Origin of the sequence: Brevundimonas sp. R86498 (assembly GCF_044598075.1) — a bacterium.
Lineage (GTDB): Bacteria > Pseudomonadota > Alphaproteobacteria > Caulobacterales > Caulobacteraceae > Brevundimonas.
Genome location: NZ_CP139004.1, coordinates 2,438,407 through 2,458,130, shown reverse-complemented (window position 1 = coordinate 2,458,130; position 19,724 = coordinate 2,438,407). Strand labels below are relative to the sequence as shown.

At 70.4% G+C, this 19,724-nt stretch carries 14 protein-coding genes; 5 read left to right on the top strand and 9 right to left on the bottom strand.

The annotated features are described in order from the left end of the window. Window positions 1-2: 2 nt before the first annotated feature. Window positions 3-2,198 carry an ATP-binding protein gene (locus tag SJY26_RS12110; RefSeq protein ID WP_396593278.1) on the bottom strand — a complete coding sequence of 732 codons (2,196 nt, stop codon included), beginning with the start codon at window positions 2,196-2,198 and terminating at the stop codon, window positions 3-5. Between the two features lie 56 nt (window positions 2,199-2,254). Beyond that, window positions 2,255-3,313, bottom strand: coding sequence for a tRNA dihydrouridine synthase DusB (gene dusB / locus SJY26_RS12105; RefSeq protein WP_396593277.1), 1,059 nt, complete (start codon window positions 3,311-3,313; stop codon window positions 2,255-2,257). Window positions 3,314-3,377: 64 nt separating this feature from the next. Between dusB and SJY26_RS12100 the strand changes: the two genes are divergently transcribed. After that, a complete protein-coding gene (locus SJY26_RS12100; protein WP_396593276.1) occupies window positions 3,378-4,520 on the top strand; it encodes a bifunctional 2-C-methyl-D-erythritol 4-phosphate cytidylyltransferase/2-C-methyl-D-erythritol 2,4-cyclodiphosphate synthase in 1,143 nt (380 codons plus the stop codon). A 7-nt stretch (window positions 4,521-4,527) separates the two neighbouring features. Here the strand turns inward: SJY26_RS12100 and SJY26_RS12095 are convergent, their stop codons facing one another. Then, complete coding sequence (locus SJY26_RS12095) at window positions 4,528-6,825, bottom strand: fused MFS/spermidine synthase (protein ID WP_396593275.1); 2,298 nt, start codon at window positions 6,823-6,825, stop codon at window positions 4,528-4,530. Window positions 6,826-6,911: 86 nt separating this feature from the next. On the opposite strand from SJY26_RS12095, the gene SJY26_RS12090 reads away from it, so the two are divergent. Together SJY26_RS12090 and SJY26_RS12085 are read left to right on the top strand one after the other, a co-directional pair. Beyond that, entirely contained in the window at window positions 6,912-7,406 is a 495-nt protein-coding gene (locus SJY26_RS12090) for a CinA family protein (protein WP_396593274.1), read from the top strand. Then, the gene (locus SJY26_RS12085; RefSeq protein ID WP_396593273.1) at window positions 7,403-7,651 is read left to right on the top strand and encodes a sulfurtransferase TusA family protein; all 249 of its coding nucleotides are present in this window, start codon (window positions 7,403-7,405) and stop codon (window positions 7,649-7,651) included. The genes SJY26_RS12090 and SJY26_RS12085 overlap by 4 nt, the downstream gene beginning before the upstream one ends. Here the strand turns inward: SJY26_RS12085 and SJY26_RS12080 are convergent. After that, window positions 7,617-8,519, bottom strand: a complete 903-nt coding sequence (locus SJY26_RS12080; protein WP_396593272.1) for a YihY/virulence factor BrkB family protein — start codon at window positions 8,517-8,519, stop codon at window positions 7,617-7,619. The genes SJY26_RS12085 and SJY26_RS12080 overlap by 35 nt on opposite strands. A gap of 206 nt (window positions 8,520-8,725) precedes the next feature. Here SJY26_RS12080 and SJY26_RS12075 point away from each other — a divergent pair, with 206 nt between their 5' ends. Beyond that, window positions 8,726-10,063: a diguanylate cyclase domain-containing protein gene (locus tag SJY26_RS12075; protein ID WP_396593271.1), complete on the top strand. Its 1,338-nt coding sequence runs from the start codon at window positions 8,726-8,728 to the stop codon at window positions 10,061-10,063. A 10-nt stretch (window positions 10,064-10,073) separates the two neighbouring features. On the opposite strand, the gene mfd is transcribed toward SJY26_RS12075, so the two are convergent. Both mfd and SJY26_RS12065 read right to left on the bottom strand, forming a co-directional pair. Next, on the bottom strand, window positions 10,074-13,541 hold the full coding sequence (gene mfd / locus SJY26_RS12070; RefSeq protein WP_396593270.1) for a transcription-repair coupling factor: 3,468 nt from the start codon (window positions 13,539-13,541) through the stop codon (window positions 10,074-10,076). Beyond that, window positions 13,541-13,873: a succinate dehydrogenase assembly factor 2 gene (locus SJY26_RS12065; protein ID WP_396593269.1), complete on the bottom strand. Its 333-nt coding sequence runs from the start codon at window positions 13,871-13,873 to the stop codon at window positions 13,541-13,543. The genes mfd and SJY26_RS12065 overlap by 1 nt, the downstream gene beginning before the upstream one ends. Before the next feature lie 99 nt (window positions 13,874-13,972). Here SJY26_RS12065 and recG point away from each other — a divergent pair, with 99 nt between their 5' ends. Beyond that, the gene (gene recG, locus SJY26_RS12060; RefSeq protein ID WP_396593268.1) at window positions 13,973-16,063 is read left to right on the top strand and encodes an ATP-dependent DNA helicase RecG; all 2,091 of its coding nucleotides are present in this window, start codon (window positions 13,973-13,975) and stop codon (window positions 16,061-16,063) included. On the opposite strand, the gene SJY26_RS12055 is transcribed toward recG, so the two are convergent. From SJY26_RS12055 to rfaE2, 3 genes are read right to left on the bottom strand one after another with little or no spacing between them, the layout of a single operon-like run. Continuing rightward, window positions 16,060-17,166 carry a DUF3089 domain-containing protein gene (locus SJY26_RS12055; RefSeq protein WP_396593267.1) on the bottom strand — a complete coding sequence of 369 codons (1,107 nt, stop codon included), beginning with the start codon at window positions 17,164-17,166 and terminating at the stop codon, window positions 16,060-16,062. The genes recG and SJY26_RS12055 overlap by 4 nt on opposite strands. Beyond that, complete coding sequence (gene rfaD / locus SJY26_RS12050) at window positions 17,163-18,152, bottom strand: ADP-glyceromanno-heptose 6-epimerase (protein WP_396595757.1); 990 nt, start codon at window positions 18,150-18,152, stop codon at window positions 17,163-17,165. The genes SJY26_RS12055 and rfaD overlap by 4 nt, the downstream gene beginning before the upstream one ends. An 8-nt stretch (window positions 18,153-18,160) precedes the next feature. Then, complete coding sequence (gene rfaE2, locus SJY26_RS12045) at window positions 18,161-19,618, bottom strand: D-glycero-beta-D-manno-heptose 1-phosphate adenylyltransferase (RefSeq protein ID WP_396593266.1); 1,458 nt, start codon at window positions 19,616-19,618, stop codon at window positions 18,161-18,163. Between the last annotated feature and the right edge of the window lie 106 nt (window positions 19,619-19,724).

The window sequence follows — 19,724 nt, the reverse complement described above, 5'->3', positions numbered from 1 at the left end:
CGCTATTCACGGGCCAGGGCACCGGAGTCCTGCGACTCGGCAGCGCGGCTGGCTGTACTGTTAGGGTTGAGGGGAAAGATCAGACAGATTTTGGCACCGCCCAGACTGTCGGCATCGGACAGTTTCAGTTCGCCGCCGTGGTCCTCGCAGATGCGCTTCACGATCGCGAGGCCGAGACCGGTGCCCTTTTCGCGGGTGGTGACATAGGGCTCGGTCAGGCGGTCGCGGTCGCGGACGGGCAGGCCCTTGCCGTCGTCCTCGACGATGAAGGTGGCGAGGTCGTTCTCGATCTCCAGCCGGGCGATGATGGCGGTGGCCTCGCTGTCGACCCCGGCGCGGCGGGCGGAGACGGCCTCGCCCGCGTTCTTGAGGATGTTGGCGAGGGCCTGGCCAACCATGCGGCCGTCGCAGCGCAGCTCGGCCCGCGGCAGGGGCTCGATGAGCTCCACCGACAGGCCCGGGCTGGCCACCCGCTGGGCGAAGACGGCCTCGCGCAGCAGTTCGGCGGGGTTCTCGAGCGTGAACCGGGGCGTGGGCATGCGGGCGAAGGAGGAGAACTCGTCCACCATCCGGCCGATGTCGCCGACCTGGCGGATGATGGTGTCGGTGCAGCGATCGAAGATCTCGACGTCGTCGCCGATGCGGGACCGGTATTTGCGCTTCAGCCGCTCGGCCGACAGCTGGATGGGGGTCAGGGGGTTCTTGATCTCGTGGGCGATGCGGCGGGCGACGTCGCGCCAGGCGGCATTGCGCTGGGCCGTCACCAGCCGGGTGATGTCATCGAAGGTGAGGACCATCTCGCCGCCCACCCCGCTCTCAATGCGGACGCGCAGACGGCGGGTCTCGCCCTCGCGGGAGACGTCGATGTCCTCCTCGATGTGGGCCTCGACCCGGCGGACCAGCTCCTCCAGTTCGGGAGCGACCTCGGCCAGGGCCTGACCGCGCACTTCAAGTTCGGAGATCGAAAGCAGCTGCAGGGCACTGTCATTGATCGCGGAAATCCGTCCGCGCTTGTCCAGCCCGATGACACCGGCGGAGACCCCGGACAGGACGGTCTCGATGAAGCGGCTGCGGTCCTGGGCGTCGTCGCTGGCGGTCTTGAGCGCGGCCTGCTGGGCCTGGAGGTCGCCGGTCATCCGGTTAAAGGCCTCGGACAGGGCGGCGATCTCGCCCGGGGCCCCCTGCCCGTCGACCCGGGCTGTCAGATCTCCGGCCGCGACCTGGTCGGCCGCCTTGACCAGCCGTCCGATGGGGGCCGAGATGGCGCTGGCGGCCGACATGCCCAGCCAGACCGCGCCGACGAGCACCAGCAGGGCCGTCTCCAGATAGCTGAGGGCGAAGGCGGCCTGGATTCGCGCCCGGCTCTCCTCGGCCAGCCGGTAGCTGACGATGGACTCCTCGCTGTTGCGCATGCGCTCGACGATGCCGGGCGCAAGCGGGCGCACAACATAGAGATAGGCGTCGCCATAGTCGGGCAGCGGAAAGACCGCACGGACGGTGTCGGGGCGCTCCGTCACCGTGACCGGTGCGTCCTGGCCCTCGGCTGCGGTCTCGAACACACCGCGCGGCGGGGCGACATAGGGCGGCGCGCCAGGCAGGACGCCCTGGGCCAGCACCTGCCCCTCGCCGTTGAGAATGTAGACCGCGGGGTAGCCGAAGAAGTCGGCAATCTGGGTCAGGGCCCCCGAGAACTGGATGCGATTGTCGAAGATGTCGCGGACCCCGCCCAGCTCGATGGCCATGATGTTCAGATCACGGTCCAGTCCGCCACCGACGTCGTCGACATAGGCCCGACCGATCGTGGCCCCGTTTTCGACCGCCGAACTGACGTTCTGGCTGAACCACTGATCGACACCGCGATTGACCAGCACGCCGAACACAAGGGCGATCAGGACGGCCGGGACCAGGGCCACGCCCGAGAAGAGCGCCACGAAGCGCAGATGCAGGCGGGCTCCCGGATCCTCACGCCGATGCCGGGCGAGCCGCATCACGCGCCCACCGATAATGGCGGCCAGTCCCCCGATCAGCAGGAGGTTGATCAGCAGGATCGAGAGCACGGCCCGGCTGGCCGCGGACCGGGCGTCGCCCCCGCCACTGGCCCCCGGGGCGAGCGCCACCAGCCAGATCGCTGCGGCCGTAATCAGGAAGGCGAGGGCATAGGCCGCGCCGAAGGCCGCGCGGGCACGGCCGTCGCCCATCCGGTCCCAGAGAGAGGTTTCGCCCTCCCGGCCTTGATCTGGAGCCCCTGTGTCCTTCATGCCGCTCCAGCTTCCGCCACCTGTGGCGAAAACTCAACAGCGCAGTTGCGCAAATGCTGCGACCCTGTCGGGTCCCAGAGCGCCGCGAGGGCCCCTGCGACCTGTTCCGGGTCGTCCAGCCGACAGAGACGGGCCTTGGCGGTGCGACGGGCGTCGGGATCGGCGGGCCATGGGGCCTGTTCGACATACCAGCCGAGGTGTTTGCGGAACATCTTCAGTCCGAGGCCCGGCCCGTAGAAGGCCAGCGATCCGGCCATGTGTTCGAGGACGATCTCCAGCCGTTCGGCGCGGTCCGGTTCCTCCAGAACCACACCGTGGGCAAGGGCCCGGTCGAGGTGCGCGGCCAGCCAGGGCCGGCCATAGACGCCGCGCCCCAGCATGAGGGCATCGGCCCCGGACCGGTCCAGCGCCTCGCGCGCGTCCCCGGCCGTCAGAATGTCGCCGTTGACGATGACGGGAATGGAAACAGCGGCCTTGACCAGACCCACCGCCTCCCAGTCGGCCTTGCCGGTGTAGAATTGCTGGCGGGTGCGGCCGTGGACGGTGACGGCCCGGACCCCGAGGTCCTCGGCGCGGCGGGCCATGTCGGGGGCGTTGCGGCTGGCGTCGTCCCAGCCCAGACGCATCTTCACGGTCACGGGGCGCGACGTGGCCGCCACGACCGCCGCCATGATCCGGCCGGCCAGGTCGGGGGTCCGCATCAGGGCCGAGCCCGAGGCCGAGCCCGTGACCTCCTTGGCCGGGCAGCCGAAGTTGAGATCGACGATGTCGGCGCCCGCGGCCTCGGCCATGTGCGCCCCCTGGGCCATCGCTGCGGGATCGCGGCCGACCAGCTGGATCACCGTCAGGGGCAGGCCGTCACCCACGGCGGCGCGCCGGACCACGTCGGGACGGCCCCGCGCCAGCTCGGCCGAGGCGACCATCTCGGTGGCGACATAGGCCGCGCCCAGACGGCTGGCCAATTGCCGGAACGGCAGGTCCGTGATCCCGGTCATGGGGGCCATCAGCACCCGGCCGGGAATGGCGACGTCGCCGATTTGAAGTCCTGCGCTCATGGGTCCGTCAACACGCCAAGCCTAGCCTCTCGTCAACCGCCATCATGGCCCCTAGAAGGCGGACATGAGGTTTGCAGCAATCGTGGTCGCGGCCGGCTCCGGGTCCCGGGCCGGCGGAGACAAGCAATGGCGGTCGCTGGGGGGCCGGCCGGTCGTGCGCTGGTCGGTCGAGGCCCTGTTGGCCGCCGGGGCCGATGAGGTGGTCGTCGTGGTCGCGGCCGACGCCCTGCCCCGCGCCGATGCGGCCCTGGCCGGGCTGTCGGGCTGGCGCGCCGTCGCCGGCGGGGCCGAACGGTCCGATTCGGTGATGGCCGGCCTGAAGGCCCTGACCGGGGACGCGGGTCGGCCGGTGCTGGTTCACGACGCCGCGCGGCCCTTCGTATCGGCCACGATCGTGGCGCGGCTGCTGGCCGCCCTCGACGGTGCGGACGGAGCCATCGCCGCCCTGCCCCTGACAGACACGGTCAAGCGCAAGGGTGCGGACGGGATCGAGGCGACGGTCGACCGGGCCGGGCTGTGGCGGGCGCAGACGCCGCAGGCGTTCCGCGCCGACCGGCTGCGGGCCGCCTATGCCGTCTGGCCCGGCGGACAGGTGCCAACCGATGACGCCGCCGTGGTCGAGCAGGACGGGGGGCATGTGAGACTGGTCGAGGGTGATCCCCGGCTGATGAAACTGACCTGGCCGGAGGATTTTGCCATGGCTGAAACACTGATCGCCCGCCACAGCCGCGTGGGTCAGGGCTTTGACGCCCATCGCTGGGGGCCGGGCGACACCGTCTGGCTGTGCGGCGTGCCGATCGCCCACGACCGGTCCCTGATCGGCCATTCGGATGCGGACGCCGGGTTGCACGCCCTGACGGACGCCATTCTGGGGGCCATGGGCGATGGCGACATCGGCGACCATTTCCCGCCCACCGATCCGCAGTGGAAGGGGGCGGCGTCCGACCAGTTCCTGATCGCCGCGGTCGAGCGGCTGACCGCGCGCGGCGGGCGGCTGGTCAATGTGGACGTAACCCTGATCTGCGAGCGGCCGAAGGTGAAACCTCACCGGCAGGCCATGCGCGAGCGGCTGGCGCAGATCCTGGCGCTGCCGCTGGACGCGGTCAGCGTGAAGGCCACGACCATGGAGGGCATGGGGTTCACCGGGCGCGAGGAAGGTCTGGCGGCCTCGGCCATCGCGATGATCGAGCTGCCGGTCGCGGGGTGAGGCGGCGTCAGCTCCTGAAGTGCCGCCACAGCGAGCCGAACAGGTTCACATAGTCGTCGGTCCAGGGGCGGACCTCGGTCTCGTCCAGGATCCCCCAGCCGATCTGGCGCCGGAAGTCGGCCAGACCCGCCTCGGTCGGTGACAGGATCAGCACCTCGGTCGAGGCCTCGGCCATGTCGGGCTGGTCCGGCCGCTCGCCATAGATCTGGTGCAGATGGGCGGCCCCCAGCGCCCGGGCAGCAGCAGCAGCCGGCCGGGTGATGTCGAGGTTGCGGTTCGACAGATGGAGGACCACCACGCCGTCCGGCTTCAGCAGGGCCAGATAGCCGGCGATCGCCTCGACCGTCAGCAGATGGGTCGGCACGGCGTCGGATGAGAAGGCATCAATGACCAGCAGGTCGTAGGTCCCTGCCCGCTCGTCGGCCATGGTCAGCCGGGCGTCGCCGAGCACCGTGCGCACCGGCCCGTCGGCGCAGTCGGAGATGAAGGTGAACCACTGCGGGTCGCGGGCCAGCCGGTCGATGAGGGGATCGATCTCGAAGAAGGTCATGCGGTCGGCGGCCCGCTTGTAGCCGGCCATGGCCCCGGTGCCGAGGCCGACCACGCCGATGTTCAGGCCCGGGCGGCGCACCTGAAGCGTCTGGGTCGCCTGACCGATGGGGGTGGTCGGCGCATAGTAGAGGGTCGGCATGCAGGCGAAGGCGGGATCGCGCGGCTGAGCCCCATGCAGGGTGGTGCCGTGCATCAGCACATGGACCTGTCCGCCGAGACGGTCATCCTGCGACAGGCCGACCTTCATGACGCCGAAGAAGCTGCGGTCGGTGAAGGCGGCGTCATAGCCGCGGGCGATATACTGGGTCGACAGGGCGATCATGGCGGCGATGGCGACGAAGGCCAGCGGGCGGTCGCGCAGCAGGAAGGCCACGATCATCGGTCCGACCAGGACCATCTGGGTGAAGCGCGGCATGTCGGCGGTGACATTGCGGCTGAACCACCAGGCGAAGTCCCAGTCGACCTGGAACATGGCCGACAGCATGGGCGGCGTTGCGCTCAGGATCGCCGCCGCGACGAACAGATAGACCTCGCGGTTGCGGATCGGGGCCGGGTCCAGCGGGCGCGCCAGACCGACCAGCACCAGCACCAGCGGATACTCCCACACCGCGTCGAAGATCACCGGGGCCAGCAGGGCCGTGAAGGCCCCCCCGACCACCCCGCCCAGCGACATCAGCAGATAGAACTCCGTCAGCCGGTCGGGGGGCGGGCGTCGCGCAGCCAGCCTCTGGTGACACATGAGGGCGAGGAAGAAGAAGGTCGCCAGATGCAGGCCGAACATCATCGGCCAGGCCCCGGTCCGGAAGGCGGTGAAGCCGATACAGACCAGACCGAGCGCGGCGGAGATCACCAGGGTGATCGGCAGGGGGATCAGGGGCCGGGCCTGGAAGGCGATGACGAAGGTCAGCAGATAGAGGGCCAGGGGCACGACCCAGAGAAAGGGGGCCGAGGCGACGTCGGTCGACAGGTGGCTGGTCACGCCCAGCATCAGGCTGGACGGGGCGGCGGCCAGCAGGACCAGCACGCCGCGGTCGCGCCAGCCGAGGGGCGGATTGGCCGGCAGGGCCGGAGCGCCGGTCGTGCCCGCCTCGCGCCGGCGCCAGGCGAGGACAGCGAGGCCAACGATCATCAGCATGAACAGGCCATAGCCCCCGCTCCAGCCGGTGCGCTGACCGGACAGGCTGGCCAGCGGCTCGATCAGGACGGGATAGGCCAGCAGGGCCAGGAAGCTGCCGAGGTTGGAGGCGGCATAGAGAACATAGGGGTTCTGGCCATCCGCATGGCCGGCGCGAACCCGGGCATACCAGGCCTGAAGCAGGGGCGCGGTGGCGGACAGGACGGCGAAGGGGGCCCCCACCGACAGGGCCAGGGTGGCCAGCAGCCAGCCGATGGGGGCCTCCGGGGCCGGATCGCCCAGCAGGCCGTTGATGCGCAGGGGCAGGAACAGGGCGGCCAGGGCCAGCAGGGCCAGATGGACGAGGACCTGGCCGCGCAGCGACGACAGTCGCTGCAGCAGATGGGCATAGGCATAGCCGGCCAGAAGCGCGGTCTGGAAGAAGACCATGGCGGTGTTCCAGACGGCCGGGGATCCGCCCAGCATGGGCAGGACCAGTTTGGTCACCATGGGCTGGACCACGAACACCAGGGCCGCCGAGGTGAAGATGGCCAGGGCGAACAGGGCCGGCGTCACCCGGTCGGCAGGCGCGTCGCCGGCGGGGCGGTCGGTGGCCTGCGGCAGGGCGGTGTCGCTCATGAGGGTCCCGGGGTGTCGCCGACCGGTCGACAGACCCGCGCGTGAGCCTCACTCTATCGCGACTCGCGACCGGTTCGGAAAGGCCGATGTTCCCAGACGACATTCACGATCTTGCCAGCGCGGTGATCGCCGGGGCGGCGGCCCGCGGCTGGACCGTGGCGACGGCGGAAAGTTGCACGGGCGGGCTGGTGGCCGGAGCGCTGACGGCCGTGGCGGGGTCGTCGGCCGTGGTCGACCGCGGCTTCGTGACCTACAGCAATGCCGCCAAGTCCGCCCTGCTGGGAGTTCCGGCGGGGCTGATCGTCGATCATGGCGCGGTGTCGGAGGCGGTGGCCCGGGCCATGGCCTCGGGGGCGCGGGACCGGGCCGGGGGCGATCTGGCGGTGTCGATCACCGGGGTGGCCGGGCCGGGCGGCGGGACGGCGGACAAGCCGGTGGGTCGGGTCCATTTCGCCTGCGCCTCGCCCGCCGGGGTCGATCATGCAGTGCGGTCGTTCGGCGACATCGGGCGCGAGGCCGTCCGGCTGGCCAGTGTGCGGGTGGCGCTGCAGATGCTGCGTACAGCCTGCGAACCGGGATGAGCAATCCCGGGCCGAGGGTCGTCGATGCGCGGGGTCACCGCTGTCCGGTGCCCAGTCTGAGGCTGCGCAAGGCGCTGATGGACGGGTCCGGCGCGGAGACGCTGGTATTGCTGGCGACCGATCCGATGGCGCGAATCGATGTGCCCTTCCTGATGGCGGAACTGGGCGGGCGGGTGCTGGACATCACCGAGGACGGCGACGTCCTGCGAATCACCGTCGGGAGGCCCGCCGCTCCGACAGGTTGACCACGGACGGACTGGTCTCGGGCGTGATCTCGGGGGCCCCGGCGGCCCGGTCGGCAATCTCCATCTCGGTGGCGAAGGCTCCGCCGTAGAAGATGGCGTTGACGTTCCACGACAGCCAGATGAGCAGCACCACGACCGCCCCGACGGAGCCGTAGGTGGCCCCCAGCTGGGCGATCTGCTCGACATAGATGGCGCACAGCCACGACGAGATCATCGACAGCAGGGTGGCCACCACTCCGCCTGCGATGGCCGGTCGCCAGGCGACGGGATCGCGGTGGGACATGGCGTAGCGGTAGAGGAGGGTCAGGCCCAGGGCGAGACCTACGGCCGGCAGCAGGCCCTCCAGCGGGAAGCCGCCCCCGGCCGCCACGGGCGCAGCGTGCTCCAGCAGCCGGGCGGTGACCACGCCCCCCGACACGACGGTGAACAGGGCGAAGGCGACCAGGGCGACGAAGAAGGCCAGCAGGTTGAAGCGGAAGAAGCCGTGCGGCTCTGTCTCGTCATGAATCAGGTTCAGTCCCGCCAGCAAAGCCTTGAATCCCCTGTGGGCGGCATAGGCCCCGACGACCAGGGCGAAGGCGCTCTGGGCCGAGACGGTGCTGGCGGAGGTTCCGGCCAGCCGTTCAATCTCGGCGCGGAAGATGGTCCGGGCGGCATGGGGCAGGACGTCGGCCAGGGCGGCCGCCTGTTCGCTGACCTGGCTGATGGACAGCACCGCCTTGTAGAAACCGATGAGGATGGCGATGGCGGGAAACACGGCCAGCAGGGCGAAGAACGACACCCCGCCGGTGTAGAGCATGACATCGCGCCCCCAGCTGCGGGCGAACGCCCGACTTGAGAGCCGCGCCCAGAAGCCGGGCGACGTCATCTCCTGGTGCCCGTCAGTCAAACCCGTTCTCGCCGCAGCCCAAAGCGCGACCCTAGCCGAAAATCGTCGCTTTGGAAGTCGGCGGCCGGTCGGACACCGGCCGACATGCACATGAGCCGTTGCGCCGTAGGGGGCCGGGTCGGTATGGTCACGCTGAATCGCGCGTCGAGGAGTCCACCGCTTCCGCGCATGGGGAGACGTCGATCTTGAACTCGAATCCACGCGTTCTGGTCGTCGCCGAGACCGATGAGCAGGTTGCCGAACTGTGTCGCGGTCTGGATGCCCTCGGCTGGCGGACGCTGACCGCGCGGAGCGGCGCGGGAGCCATCACAGCCCTCGGCGACCTGACGCTGGATGCGGCGATCCTTGACGCCGGCCACCCGGAGATCGACGCCCTGCCGGAGGCCCTGCGCCGGGCGGCGGGGGCGCGGCGGCTGCCCCTGATCGCCCTCGGGCCGGGAATCATCGACCTCGCCGGAAATCCGGCGTTTGACCTGACCATGGCCCGGACCCCGCATCCGGCCCAGACGGCGCTGCGGCTGGAACAGCTGGTCCGCGCCGCGATCGTCGAGGAGGAGTTCCGGCTCCGCCAGGCGACCTTCGCCCTGCATGGGGCGGCCCTGGATCCCGGCCTGCCGGACCCCAGCCCGATCCGCGTCCTGATCGCCGGAGCCCCCGACCACCGCTTCATCGCCCTGTCGAACACGCTTCAGGCGGCGGGGGCCGAGGTGGTGGCCGCGCCGACGCCCTATACGGCCTTCGACTATCTGCACGAGACGACGTTCGACGCCGCCGTGCTGTGGGGTGCGCCGGATCATGCGCCGGCCCTGTCGATCGCCTCGGGCATGAAGCGGAACACACGGCTGTATCATATCCCGCTGGCCCTCTATCTGCGGTCCGAGGGCGAGATCGATCTGAGCGAGCTCTATACGAGAGGCTTTTCGGAGGTCGCGGCCGCCGATACGCCGGAGCCGGAGACGGCCGCGCGGGTTCTGGCGCTGGCCCGGACCTACCGGCACCACCTCGCCATCCGCAAGGCGCTCGAGTTGGCGCGCGGCGCGGGGATCATGGACCCGTCGACCGGCCTGTTCAGCCGCAATCTGTTCGCCAGCCACCTCGGCCGCGTGGCCGAGGCCGCGACGGCACGCCGGCGCCCCCTGTCGGTGTGCGTGCTCCGGGTTGCGGAGACGGACGCCGTGGCCCTGGCCCGGCCCGGCGGCTGGCTGGAGCGGGCCATGCCCCAGATCGGGGCCATGGTGTCCCGGCTCGTGCGGGTGGAGGACACGGCCGCGCGGCTGGCCCCCGAGGTGTTCGCCCTCGCCCTGCCCGCCACCCATGCGGCGGCGGCGCGGCTGGCGGCCGAACGGATCGCAGCCGTCATCGGCTGCACCGCCTTCGACGCCGGGTCCGAACGGTCCCCCTTCGTGGTGGAGTTCAGCGTCGGAGTGGCCGAACTGACGCCGGGAGAATCCGCGGGCGCGGTGCTGGAACGCGCCTCCAGCGACCTTCAGGCCTCGCGCGAAGCGCTGGCCACCGCCGTCTGACGGGCGGGAGTCAGGCCCCCGCCACCCGCGCCAGATCGGTGGTGATCCGCTCGGCGACCTTCAGACGATCCTCGGGCGTGGGCCAGTCGCCCTTGACCACGATCTTCTGGTCCGGCCGGATCTTCCACGTCGCGTGGTTCTTCTGGATCAGGCCGACCAGACCGCCGGGGTTCGGGAAGCGGTTGTCGCGCAGGGTCAGGACGCAGCCCTTGGGCCCGATATCGATGCGCTCGATACAGGCCGTCTTGCAGCTGGCCTTGATGCCCACGATGCGCAGCAGCTGTTTGGCCTCGTCCGGCAGGGGGCCGAACCGGTCGATCAGTTCGGCGGCCAGGGCCTCGCGCTCCTCGGTCTTCTCCGCGTCCGAGAGACGGCGATACAGGCTGAGACGGACATTGAGGTCCGAGACGTAATCCTCTGGAATCAATACGGCCGCGCCGACATTGATGGCCGGGGACCAGCCGCGATCGATAACCCCGCCCTCGCCGTTCTGGCGCAGCTCGGCCACCGCATCCTCCAGCATCTGCTGGTACAGTTCGACCCCGACCTCGCGGATATGGCCGGACTGTTCGTCGCCCAGCAGATTGCCGCCGCCGCGCTGGTCCAGATCGTGGCTGGCCAGCTGGAAACCGGCCCCCAGATTGTCCAGCGACTGAAGCACCTGCAGCCGGCGCTCGGCCGACAGGGTCATGGGTTTCGACGCATCGGTGGTCAGATAGGCGAAGGCGCGGGCCTTGGAGCGTCCGATCCGGCCGCGGATCTGGTGCAGCTGGGCCAGGCCGAACATGTCCGCCCGGTGCACGATCAATGTGTTGGCGGTCGGAATGTCGATGCCGCTTTCAACGATGGTGGTCGAGACCAGCACATCGTAGCTGCCGTCGTAGAAGGCGCTCATCACGTCTTCCAGCTGGGTCGGGCTCATCTGGCCGTGGCCGACCACGAATTTGATCTCGGGCACCTGCTCGCGCAGGAACCGCTCGATCTCGGGCAGGTCGGACAGGCGCGGACAGACATAGAAGGCCTGACCGCCGCGGTATTTCTCGCGCAGCAGGGCTTCGCGCACCATGACCGCATCCCAGGGCGCGACATAGGTGCGCACGGCCAGACGGTCGACCGGCGGGGTGGCGATGATCGACATCTCGCGGATGCCCGACAGGGCCATCTGCAGGGTGCGCGGGATCGGGGTGGCGGTCAGGGTCAGCAGGTGCACATCGGCACGGAGGCTCTTGAGCTTCTCCTTGTGCTTGACCCCGAAGTGCTGCTCCTCGTCGACGATGACGAGGCCCAGGTCCTTGAAGGCGACCTGTTCGGCCAGGACGGCGTGGGTGCCGACCACGATCTCGAACTGACCGGTCTTGAGACCCGCCCTGGTTTCCGCGGCGTCTTTCGCCGTCACCATCCGCGACAGATGGCGCACCGTGACGGGCCAGCCGGCGAACCGTTCCGAGAAGGTCTTGAAGTGCTGGCGCGCCAGAAGGGTCGTCGGGCAGACGATGGCGACCTGTTGCCCCGTCATGGCCACGACGAAGGCCGCGCGGATGGCCACCTCGGTCTTGCCGAAGCCGACGTCGCCGCAGATGAGGCGGTCCATCGGCACGCCCTTGCCGAGATCCTCCAGCACATCGCCGATGGCGTTGAGCTGGTCGTCCGTCTCCTCATAGGGGAAGCGGGCGCAGAATTCGTCGAACAGGCCGTGCGGCGGGGTGATGGCATCCCCCACCCGCAGGGCGCGTTTGGCGGCCAGGGCGATCAGACCCTCGGCCATGTCGCGCAGCCGCGCTTTCGCCTTGGCCTTGCGGCCCTGCCAGCCCGCGCCGCCCAGCCGATCCAGCTGGACGCCGTCGGACTCCGAGCCGTATCGGGTCAGAAGATCAATGTTTTCAACCGGCAGATAGAGTTTGCTCTCACCGGCATACAGGAGCTCGAGGCAGTCGTGGGGCGCCTCCTGGATCTCGAGGGTGCGGAGGCCCTCGTAGCGCCCGATGCCGTGGTCGAGGTGGACGACCAGATCGCCCGTGGTCAGGGCCGAGGCCTCGGCGAGGAAGTTGGAGGCGCGGCGCTTGCGCTTGGGCCGCGCCAGCCGGTCGCCGAGGATGTCGGTCTCGGAGATGACCGCGATCTGGTCGGTCGTGAAGCCGTGCTCGACCGGCAGGACGGCGCGCAGAATCAGGTCCTTCGACGCTTTCTGGACGTCGGCCCAGTCGCGGACCGCAACCACATGATCGAGGCCGTGATCGGTCAGCATGACGCCCAGCCGGTCCGAGGAGCCCTCGGTCCAGGACGCGAACAGAACGCGCTTGCCCGCCGCCTTCATGTCGGCGGCATGGGCAGCGACGGCCTCGAACAGATTGACGCTGTCCTGGGCCCGTTCGCCGGCGAAGGAGCGGCCCAGACGGCCGCCGGCGTCCTCGGTCGCGGAATCAAAAGGCGACAGACGGCGGACCGCGCGGCCGGCAAGGGCCGAGTTCCAGTCGGCCTCGGGCAGATAGAGGCGATCGGGCGCGAGGGCGCGGTTGGCGGCCCCTCCCCCGCCCTTGCCGGGCTGGGCCTTCGCCGCCTCCTGACGGGCCTCCCAGGCGTCGCGGGTCAGGGCCCAGCGTTCGGCCCGGGCGGCCTCGGCCTGATGGTCGAGGAAGATCGTGGCCCGCTCGGGCAGATAGTCGAACAGGGATTCCAGCTGCGGATAGAGCAGCGGCAGCCAGTGCTCCATGCCCTGACGCCGGGCCCCCTCGCTGACGGCGGCATAGAGAGGGTCGTCGCCCGGAGCCCCGAACAGGTTCAGATAGCCGGTGCGGAATTGGCTGATGGTGTCGGCGTTCAGCAGGGCCTCGGACACGGGGGACAGGGCGATGTCGCGCTTCTGGCCGGTGGAGCGCTGGGTCGCCGGGTCGAAGGTGCGGATCGACTCCAGCTCGGAGCCAAACATGTCGAGCCGGACCGGCTCCTCGAACCCCGGCGGGAAGACGTCGATGACCCCGCCCCGCACGGCATATTCGCCGCGCTCGTTTACGGTGGAGGCGCGCATATAGCCGTTGGTCGTGAAATAGGCTTCCAGCGCGGCGGTATCGAGCTCGCGGCCCACGAGCGCGTCAAAGCCGGCGGAGGTGGTCACCTCTCGCGGCGGCGTGCGCTGCAGGGCCGAGGCGACGGTTGTGATCAGAAGCAACGGCGTGCGGTCGTCCGCGTCGCGGCGCGCGAGCGCCGTCAGGGCCGCCATCCGCTCGGCCGAGACGCCCGAGGTCGGGCTGAGCCGGTCATAGGGCAGGCAATCCCAGGCCGGAAACTCAAGGATCGGAATGTCCGCGGCGAAGAAGCGGAAGGCCTGGGCAAAGGTGGCCGAACGCGAGAAGTCACGGGCCACGAAGACGCCCAGCCCGCCCGAGGCCTTCAGCCGCTCGGCGACGATCAGGGCGTCCAGACCCTCGGGCGCGCCGCCGAGGTCGTGATCCGTGCGCCGGTCCAGACTGGCTCCGTCCATCAGCCGGCCCCCTGGGCCACGACCGCGGCGACATGGGCGCGCATGAAGGCCCGGAGTTTCTGCATCAGGGGGGTGTCGTGCTCGGGCGGCGTGGGCTGGGTCTCGATGATCCAGGCGTAGAGCTCGTGGTCGTTGTCCTGCGCCAGCAGGGCCTCGAACTGGTCCAGCTCGGCGTCGCTCAGGCCGGCACCCTCGCGTTCCATGAAGGGGCCCAGCACCAGATCGGCCTCGCGGAAGCCGCGCCGCCAGGCCCGGAAGGTGATCCGGCCCAGCCGCTGTTCGCGGGCGGCGTCGGTCGGCGGGGTATCGGCACGCGCATTGTTATCGGCCACAAGAATCCTTGCCCGGTCCATTCATTCGTTGGGATGCAGCAGATAGCGGTCCGGAGGGCGTTTCGCCAGCGCCACGGCGGCGTCTAAGCTGACGCAGTCATGCGGCCCCAGATTCTCTTTCCCCTGTTCGCCGAGGTCGCCACCCTGAAGGGGGTGGGGCCGCGCACCCTGCCGCTGGTGCAGAAGCTGGCCGGGCCGCTGGTGCGCGACGTTCTGTTCCTGGGGCCGGTGGGGGTGATCGCCCGGCGACACACGAAGGCGGCCGATGCCATCGAGGGCGAGGTCGGGATCTTCGATGTGATCGTGGACCGGATGATCGTGCCCGGACGGCCGGGGGCCCCGCTGAAGGTGCGGGCCAGTGATGACACGGGCTTTGTCCACCTGATCTGGTTCGGGGGCAGTCCGCCGCACATCGACCGGCAGCTGCCCCGCGGCGAGCGGCGGCTGGTGTCGGGCAAGGTCGAGCGGTTCAACGGCGAGGTCCAGATCGTGCATCCGGACTGGATCGTGCCGCTGGACAAGGGCGAGGAGATCCCGGCGATCGAACCGGTCTATCCGGCCACGGCCGGCCTGACCTCGCGGGTGGTGCGCAAACTGGCCCAGGGGGCGCTGGCCCTGGCCCCCGACCCGGCCGAATGGCAGGACCCGGCGTGGATCGAGAAACGGCGCTGGCCCGGCTGGCACGCGGCGCTGCAGGCCCTGCATGGGCCGACGGGCGAGGCCGACCTGTCGCCCGACAGCCCGGCGCGGGAGCGGCTGGCCTATGACGAACTGCTGGCCCACCAGCTGGCGCTGGCCCGGCGGCGCCGCGCGCGGCGGATCACCCCGGCCCCGGTGATCCGGCCGGGGGCCCTGTCGGACGCGCTGCAAACCGCCCTGCCCTTCACCCTCACGGGGGCGCAAGGCCGCGCGCTGGAGGAAATCCGTGGCGATCTGGCCTCGGGCGAACAGATGGGGCGGCTGCTGCAGGGCGATGTGGGGTCGGGCAAGACGGCGGTGGCGGCCCTGGCCATGGCCGATGCGGCCGGGGCCGGCTTCCAGGCCGCCCTGATGGCCCCGACCGAGATCCTGGCGCGGCAGCATTTCCAAAGGCTGGGGCCGCTGCTGGAGGCGGCGGGAGCCCCGACCATCCTGCTGACCGGACGCGACACCCCGGCCGAGCGGCGCGAGCGGCTGGGGGCGCTGGCCTCGGGCGCGGCGCGGATCGCGATCGGCACCCATGCCCTGTTCCAGGACGCGGTGCGGTTCGACCGGCTGGCGCTGGCCGTGATCGACGAACAGCACCGGTTCGGGGTCGGCGAGCGGGCGCGGCTGCAGGCCAAGGGGGATCCGCGGATCGGGGGCGTACATCTGCTGACCATGTCGGCGACGCCGATCCCGCGCACCCTGGAGCTGACCCAGTATGGCGAGCTGGAGGTCAGCCGGCTGACCGAGAAGCCGCCGGGGCGCACCCCTGTGGCCACGGCGGTGCTGCCGCTGGCGCGCATCGGCGAGGTGGCCGGGCGGCTCAAGGCGGCGGTCGAGGCGGGGGCGCAGGCCTACTGGATCTGTCCGCTGGTGGCCGAATCCGAGGTCAGTGATCTGGCGGCGGCCGAGGAACGGGCCGTGGCCCTGCGCGAGGGGCTCGGGATCGAGGTGGGGCTGGCCCACGGCCAGATGCCGGGGGCCGAGCGCGAGGCGGTGATGGCCGACTTCGCCGACGGGCGGCTGCCTGTGCTGGTGGCCACGACCGTGGTCGAGGTCGGGGTCGATGTGCCCAATGCGACCATCATGGTGATCGAGCATGCGGACCGGTTCGGCCTGGCCCAGCTGCATCAGCTGCGCGGGCGGGTCGGCCGGGGGGCAAAGACCAGCGCCTGTATCCTGCTGTACGGCGGGGCGGACGGCGGGCTGGGGGATACGGCGCGCGAGCGGCTGGAGACGCTGCGGCGGACCGAGGACGGGTTCGAGATCGCGGAAGAGGATTTCCGGCTGCGCGGCGGGGGCGATCCTCTGGGGCTGCGGCAGAGCGGCTTCCCGGCCTACCGGTTCGCGGATCCGGTGCGGCACCGGGGGCTGATGCTGGCGGCGGCGGACGATGCGCGGCTGGTCCTGGGCCGGGACCCGGACCTGACATCCGAGCGGGGGCAGGCGGTGCAGGTGCTGGAGGCGCTGTTTGACTGGAAGGCCGGAAAGTCGGGGCTGGACTAGGTCGGGCGCGACGCCGCCCAGACGGTCAAACGCCTTGAGACATCGTCTTCAATATCAGCATAGAACAGATTGTATTGCCGCGCTTTTCGACGATCGGCCCAGTTGCCGACCTCGCGGAAGGACTCGGTCGTCAATTCGGTGTGGCGCAGGATGCCGTTCCGGCACTGCGTGGCGACGGCGCGGTCGATGAAGGCAGGACGGACGCCCCATTCCAGACCGGTGGCATTGGCCGCGCCGTGATGGAAGCGGGCGGGGACAGCGGTCCCGTCGGCCGCGCCGCTGACCGGATTGACGCACAGGGCCGGGCGGTCCCCCAGATCAACCAGCCGTCCGGCGTCGTTCCAGACGAGGGCCCGGCGCAGACGCCGGCGGGCCGCGCCGTCATTGTCCTCATCGACCTGGGACCAGCCGACGACACAGCCGACGCGGGTGGCGGTGGCGCAGGCCGGGACGGCCGGCGGCAGGCTGTCGGCGGCGACGAGGGCATCGATCAGATAGACGGCGACCAGGCGATCCTGCAGGGCCGGATCGGCGGTGACCCGCTCGCGCACCAGCCGGTCGATCAGTTCGCCGCCCTGTTCGACGCCCGCGAGGACGATGGGGCCGGTCGGATGGGCGGCCAGCCAGGCGTCGAAGGCCGCGAGCGCATCGCCATAGGCGAAGGCCCGGGCGTCGCGGGCGTCGTCACGCAGGGTCAGGCGGGTGTAGAGCGAGGCCTGGCGGTAGCGCGGCAGGCTGATGGCCCCGGCCCGGGCGAAGGGGCCGGCGTAGTTGGGGATGACCACCCGCTGCAGGTACGCCTCGGCCCGGGCATCGCCGATCGGGCCATTCCACTCCGATCCGCCGTCGAAAGTGGTGGAGTGCAGGAAGAAGACGGCCGCCTCGCCCGCCCCGGCCACACGGACATCGCGCATGACCCAGGCCTCGGCCGAGGCATAGTCGGGAGCCGGCGGGGGATCATAGGTCTGGAAAGGAATATGGGGGTCCAGGCCGGCCTTCAGGATGTCCCCGCGCCAGACGGCGACGGCCGCCGCGACCAGAAACAGCAGGGTGATGCCCAGCCACCCGAGCCATTGACCAGGGGTCAGGCGGATGCGGCTCACCGATAGGGATCCGGCTGGGACAGGTACTGCTGAACGTAGCGGCGGACGCCTTCCTCCAGAGGTGTGGACTGGCCGTCGAAGCCGAGCGCCCGGATCCGGTCCATCCGCGCCTCGGTGAAATACTGGTACCGGTCGCGGATGACCTCGGGCATGTCGATATAGGTCACGGCCGGCTCGCGCCCGGCGGCGGCGAAGGTGGCATGGGCCAGGTCGAGGAAGGACCGGGCCTGACCCGAACCGGCGTTGAAGATGCCGCTGACGGTCGGGGTGCACAGCAGCCAGTCGACGATGTCGACCACGTCGTCGACGAAGACGAAGTCGCGCAGCTGGCCGCCGTCGGCATAGTCGGGGTGGTGGGAGCGGAACAGGCTGACGGGCTCGCCCGCTGAAACCTTCGGCCAGATCTGGGCGATGACCGACTTCATCCCGCCCTTGTGACCCTCATTGGGGCCATAGACGTTGAAGAACTTCAGCCCCGCCCACTGTTTCGGGGCATGGTCGCGGGCCGCCTCGCGCACCGCATACTGGTCGAACAGTTTCTTCGAATAACCGTAGGCGTTTAGCGGCTGAAGCCGCGAGATCGCATCAAGCGTGTCCTCATCCTCGAAGCCAGCGGTACCGTCGCCGTAGGTGGCTGCGGAGGAGGCGTAGATCAGCCGGGTGTCGTTCAGGGCGCACCAGTCCCACAGGTCGCGCGAGAGGCTGAAGTTCGTGCGCAGGATGAGGTCGGCATCGGCCTCGGTCGTCGAGGAGATGGCTCCCATATGGACGACGGCGCTGACCCGGTCGGCGTGCCGCTCCAGCTGGGGGAACAGTTCCTCCGGCTGCCAGAAGTCGGCGATGGCCGATCTGGCGAGGTTCCGCCATTTGCCAAGGTTGGCGTCCTCCAGTCGGTCGCAGACGACGACGTCCCGGCGGTCCTCGGCGCACAGGCGCGAGACGATGTTGGAGCCGATGAAGCCGGCCCCGCCAGTGACCACGATCATGCGCCGCATCAGCCCGCTCCGCCCTGCATCTTGGCGATCGTTCCGGTGGTGGAATGACCGTCGGTGAAGGCGGCCAGCCGCACCTCCCCACCCCAGCTCTCGACCAGATCGCCGCCGACCACGCCCTCGCGCGTATAGTCGGCCCCCTTGATCAGGACATCGGGCCGCAGCCGTTCGATCAGCCGGATCGGGGTGGGGTCGTCAAAGGCCGTGACCCGGTCGACGCTGGCCAGGCCGCCGATGACCACGGCGCGGCTGTCCAGATCATTGACCGGCCGCCCCTCCCCCTTCAGTCGTCGCACCGAGGCATCGGTGTTCAGCGCCACCACCAGCCGGTCGCACCACGACCGGGCCTGGGCCAGATAGGCGACATGGCCCCGGTGCAGGATGTCGAAACAGCCGTTGGTGAAGCCGATCCTGAGCCCCTGACGCCGCCAGGCCTCGACCTCGGCCACCAGATCGTCCAGGGCCGTGACCTTGGCCAGCGCCGCCCCGGCGTGCTGGCTGACCTCGGCCTCGATCAGTTCGGCGGGGGTGACCACGGCCGTGCCGCTTTTGCCGACCACCACGCCCGAGGCGAGGATGGCCAACTGCACCGCCTGCTCCAGCGAGGCCCCGGCCCCCAACGCCAGCCCGAGGGCCGCCAGACCGGTGTCGCCGGCCCCGGAGACGTCGAACACCTCGCGCGCCCGGCCGGGGAAATGCTGCACCGGCTCGCCCCGCCGCATCAGGCTCATGCCCTTGCCGGCCCGGGTGACGACGAGGGCCTTCGCGGTCGTGGCGGCCAGAAGCGCGGTCAGGGCCGCCTCGATCTCGGCGTCGGTGCCGACCGGCAGGCCGGTGGCCCCGGCCAGTTCCGAGGCATTGGGCTTGATGACGTCGACGGCCCCGTAGCGCGCGAAGTCGCGGCCCTTCGGATCGACGATGATAGGAATGCCCGCGTTCTGCGCCTGCCAGACCGCCGACCGGATCAGCCGATCAGAGACCACGCCCTTGGCGTAGTCCGACAGGAGAATGGCAGAAGTGCCTGAATAGACGTCGTCCCGCTCGAAGGCTCCGACCAGGGTCTCCTCCTCGTCCAGCCGCATCAGCTGCTGGCCGCCCGAGACATAGCGGGTCTTGACGATGGTCCCGGCCGGGCCGGTGCGGGCGATGAAGTCCTCGATCCCGGCCTCGGCGGCGACGAGCGCCGTCAGCTCGGCCCCGGCTGGATCCTGGCCCACCACCCCGCCCAGCCGGGCGGTGCCGCCCAGCGCGGCGACATTCCGCGCCACATTGCCCACGCCGCCGGGCATGGCGACCATGCGTCGGGCGCGCAGGACGGGGATCGGCGCCTCGGGCGAGATGCGGCTGACGTCGCCATAGACATAGCGGTCCAGCATCAGGTCGCCGACACAGGCCACGGTCTGTCCGTGCGCCCGCTCCAGCAGGGCCTGCAGGGTGCCGAGATCGAGGGCGCGTTCCATAGGCCTCAGCTAAAGCGCGATGGGCCGGGACACAACCGTGGAGGGGCTGATGTCATCTTCGGGACAGGCCCTGGGACGCAGGACGCCCCCCCTGGCGACAAGGGTG

Bases quoted from the DNA above. Each gene is read 5' to 3' on its own strand.
- SJY26_RS12110 (WP_396593278.1), bottom strand. From the start codon at position 2,198: ATGGGCGACGGCCGTGCCCGCGCGGCCTTCGGCGCGGCCTATGCCCTC.
- dusB (WP_396593277.1), bottom strand. From the start codon at position 3,313: ATGAGCGCAGGACTTCAAATCGGCGACGTCGCCATTCCCGGCCGGGTG.
- SJY26_RS12100 (WP_396593276.1), top strand. From the start codon at position 3,378: ATGAGGTTTGCAGCAATCGTGGTCGCGGCCGGCTCCGGGTCCCGGGCC.
- SJY26_RS12095 (WP_396593275.1), bottom strand. From the start codon at position 6,825: ATGAGCGACACCGCCCTGCCGCAGGCCACCGACCGCCCCGCCGGCGAC.
- SJY26_RS12090 (WP_396593274.1), top strand. From the start codon at position 6,912: ATGTTCCCAGACGACATTCACGATCTTGCCAGCGCGGTGATCGCCGGG.
- SJY26_RS12085 (WP_396593273.1), top strand. From the start codon at position 7,403: ATGAGCAATCCCGGGCCGAGGGTCGTCGATGCGCGGGGTCACCGCTGT.
- SJY26_RS12080 (WP_396593272.1), bottom strand. From the start codon at position 8,519: ATGACGTCGCCCGGCTTCTGGGCGCGGCTCTCAAGTCGGGCGTTCGCC.
- mfd (WP_396593270.1), bottom strand. From the start codon at position 13,541: ATGGACGGAGCCAGTCTGGACCGGCGCACGGATCACGACCTCGGCGGC.
- recG (WP_396593268.1), top strand. From the start codon at position 13,973: ATGCGGCCCCAGATTCTCTTTCCCCTGTTCGCCGAGGTCGCCACCCTG.
- rfaD (WP_396595757.1), bottom strand. From the start codon at position 18,152: ATGATCGTGGTCACTGGCGGGGCCGGCTTCATCGGCTCCAACATCGTC.
- rfaE2 (WP_396593266.1), bottom strand. From the start codon at position 19,618: ATGGAACGCGCCCTCGATCTCGGCACCCTGCAGGCCCTGCTGGAGCGG.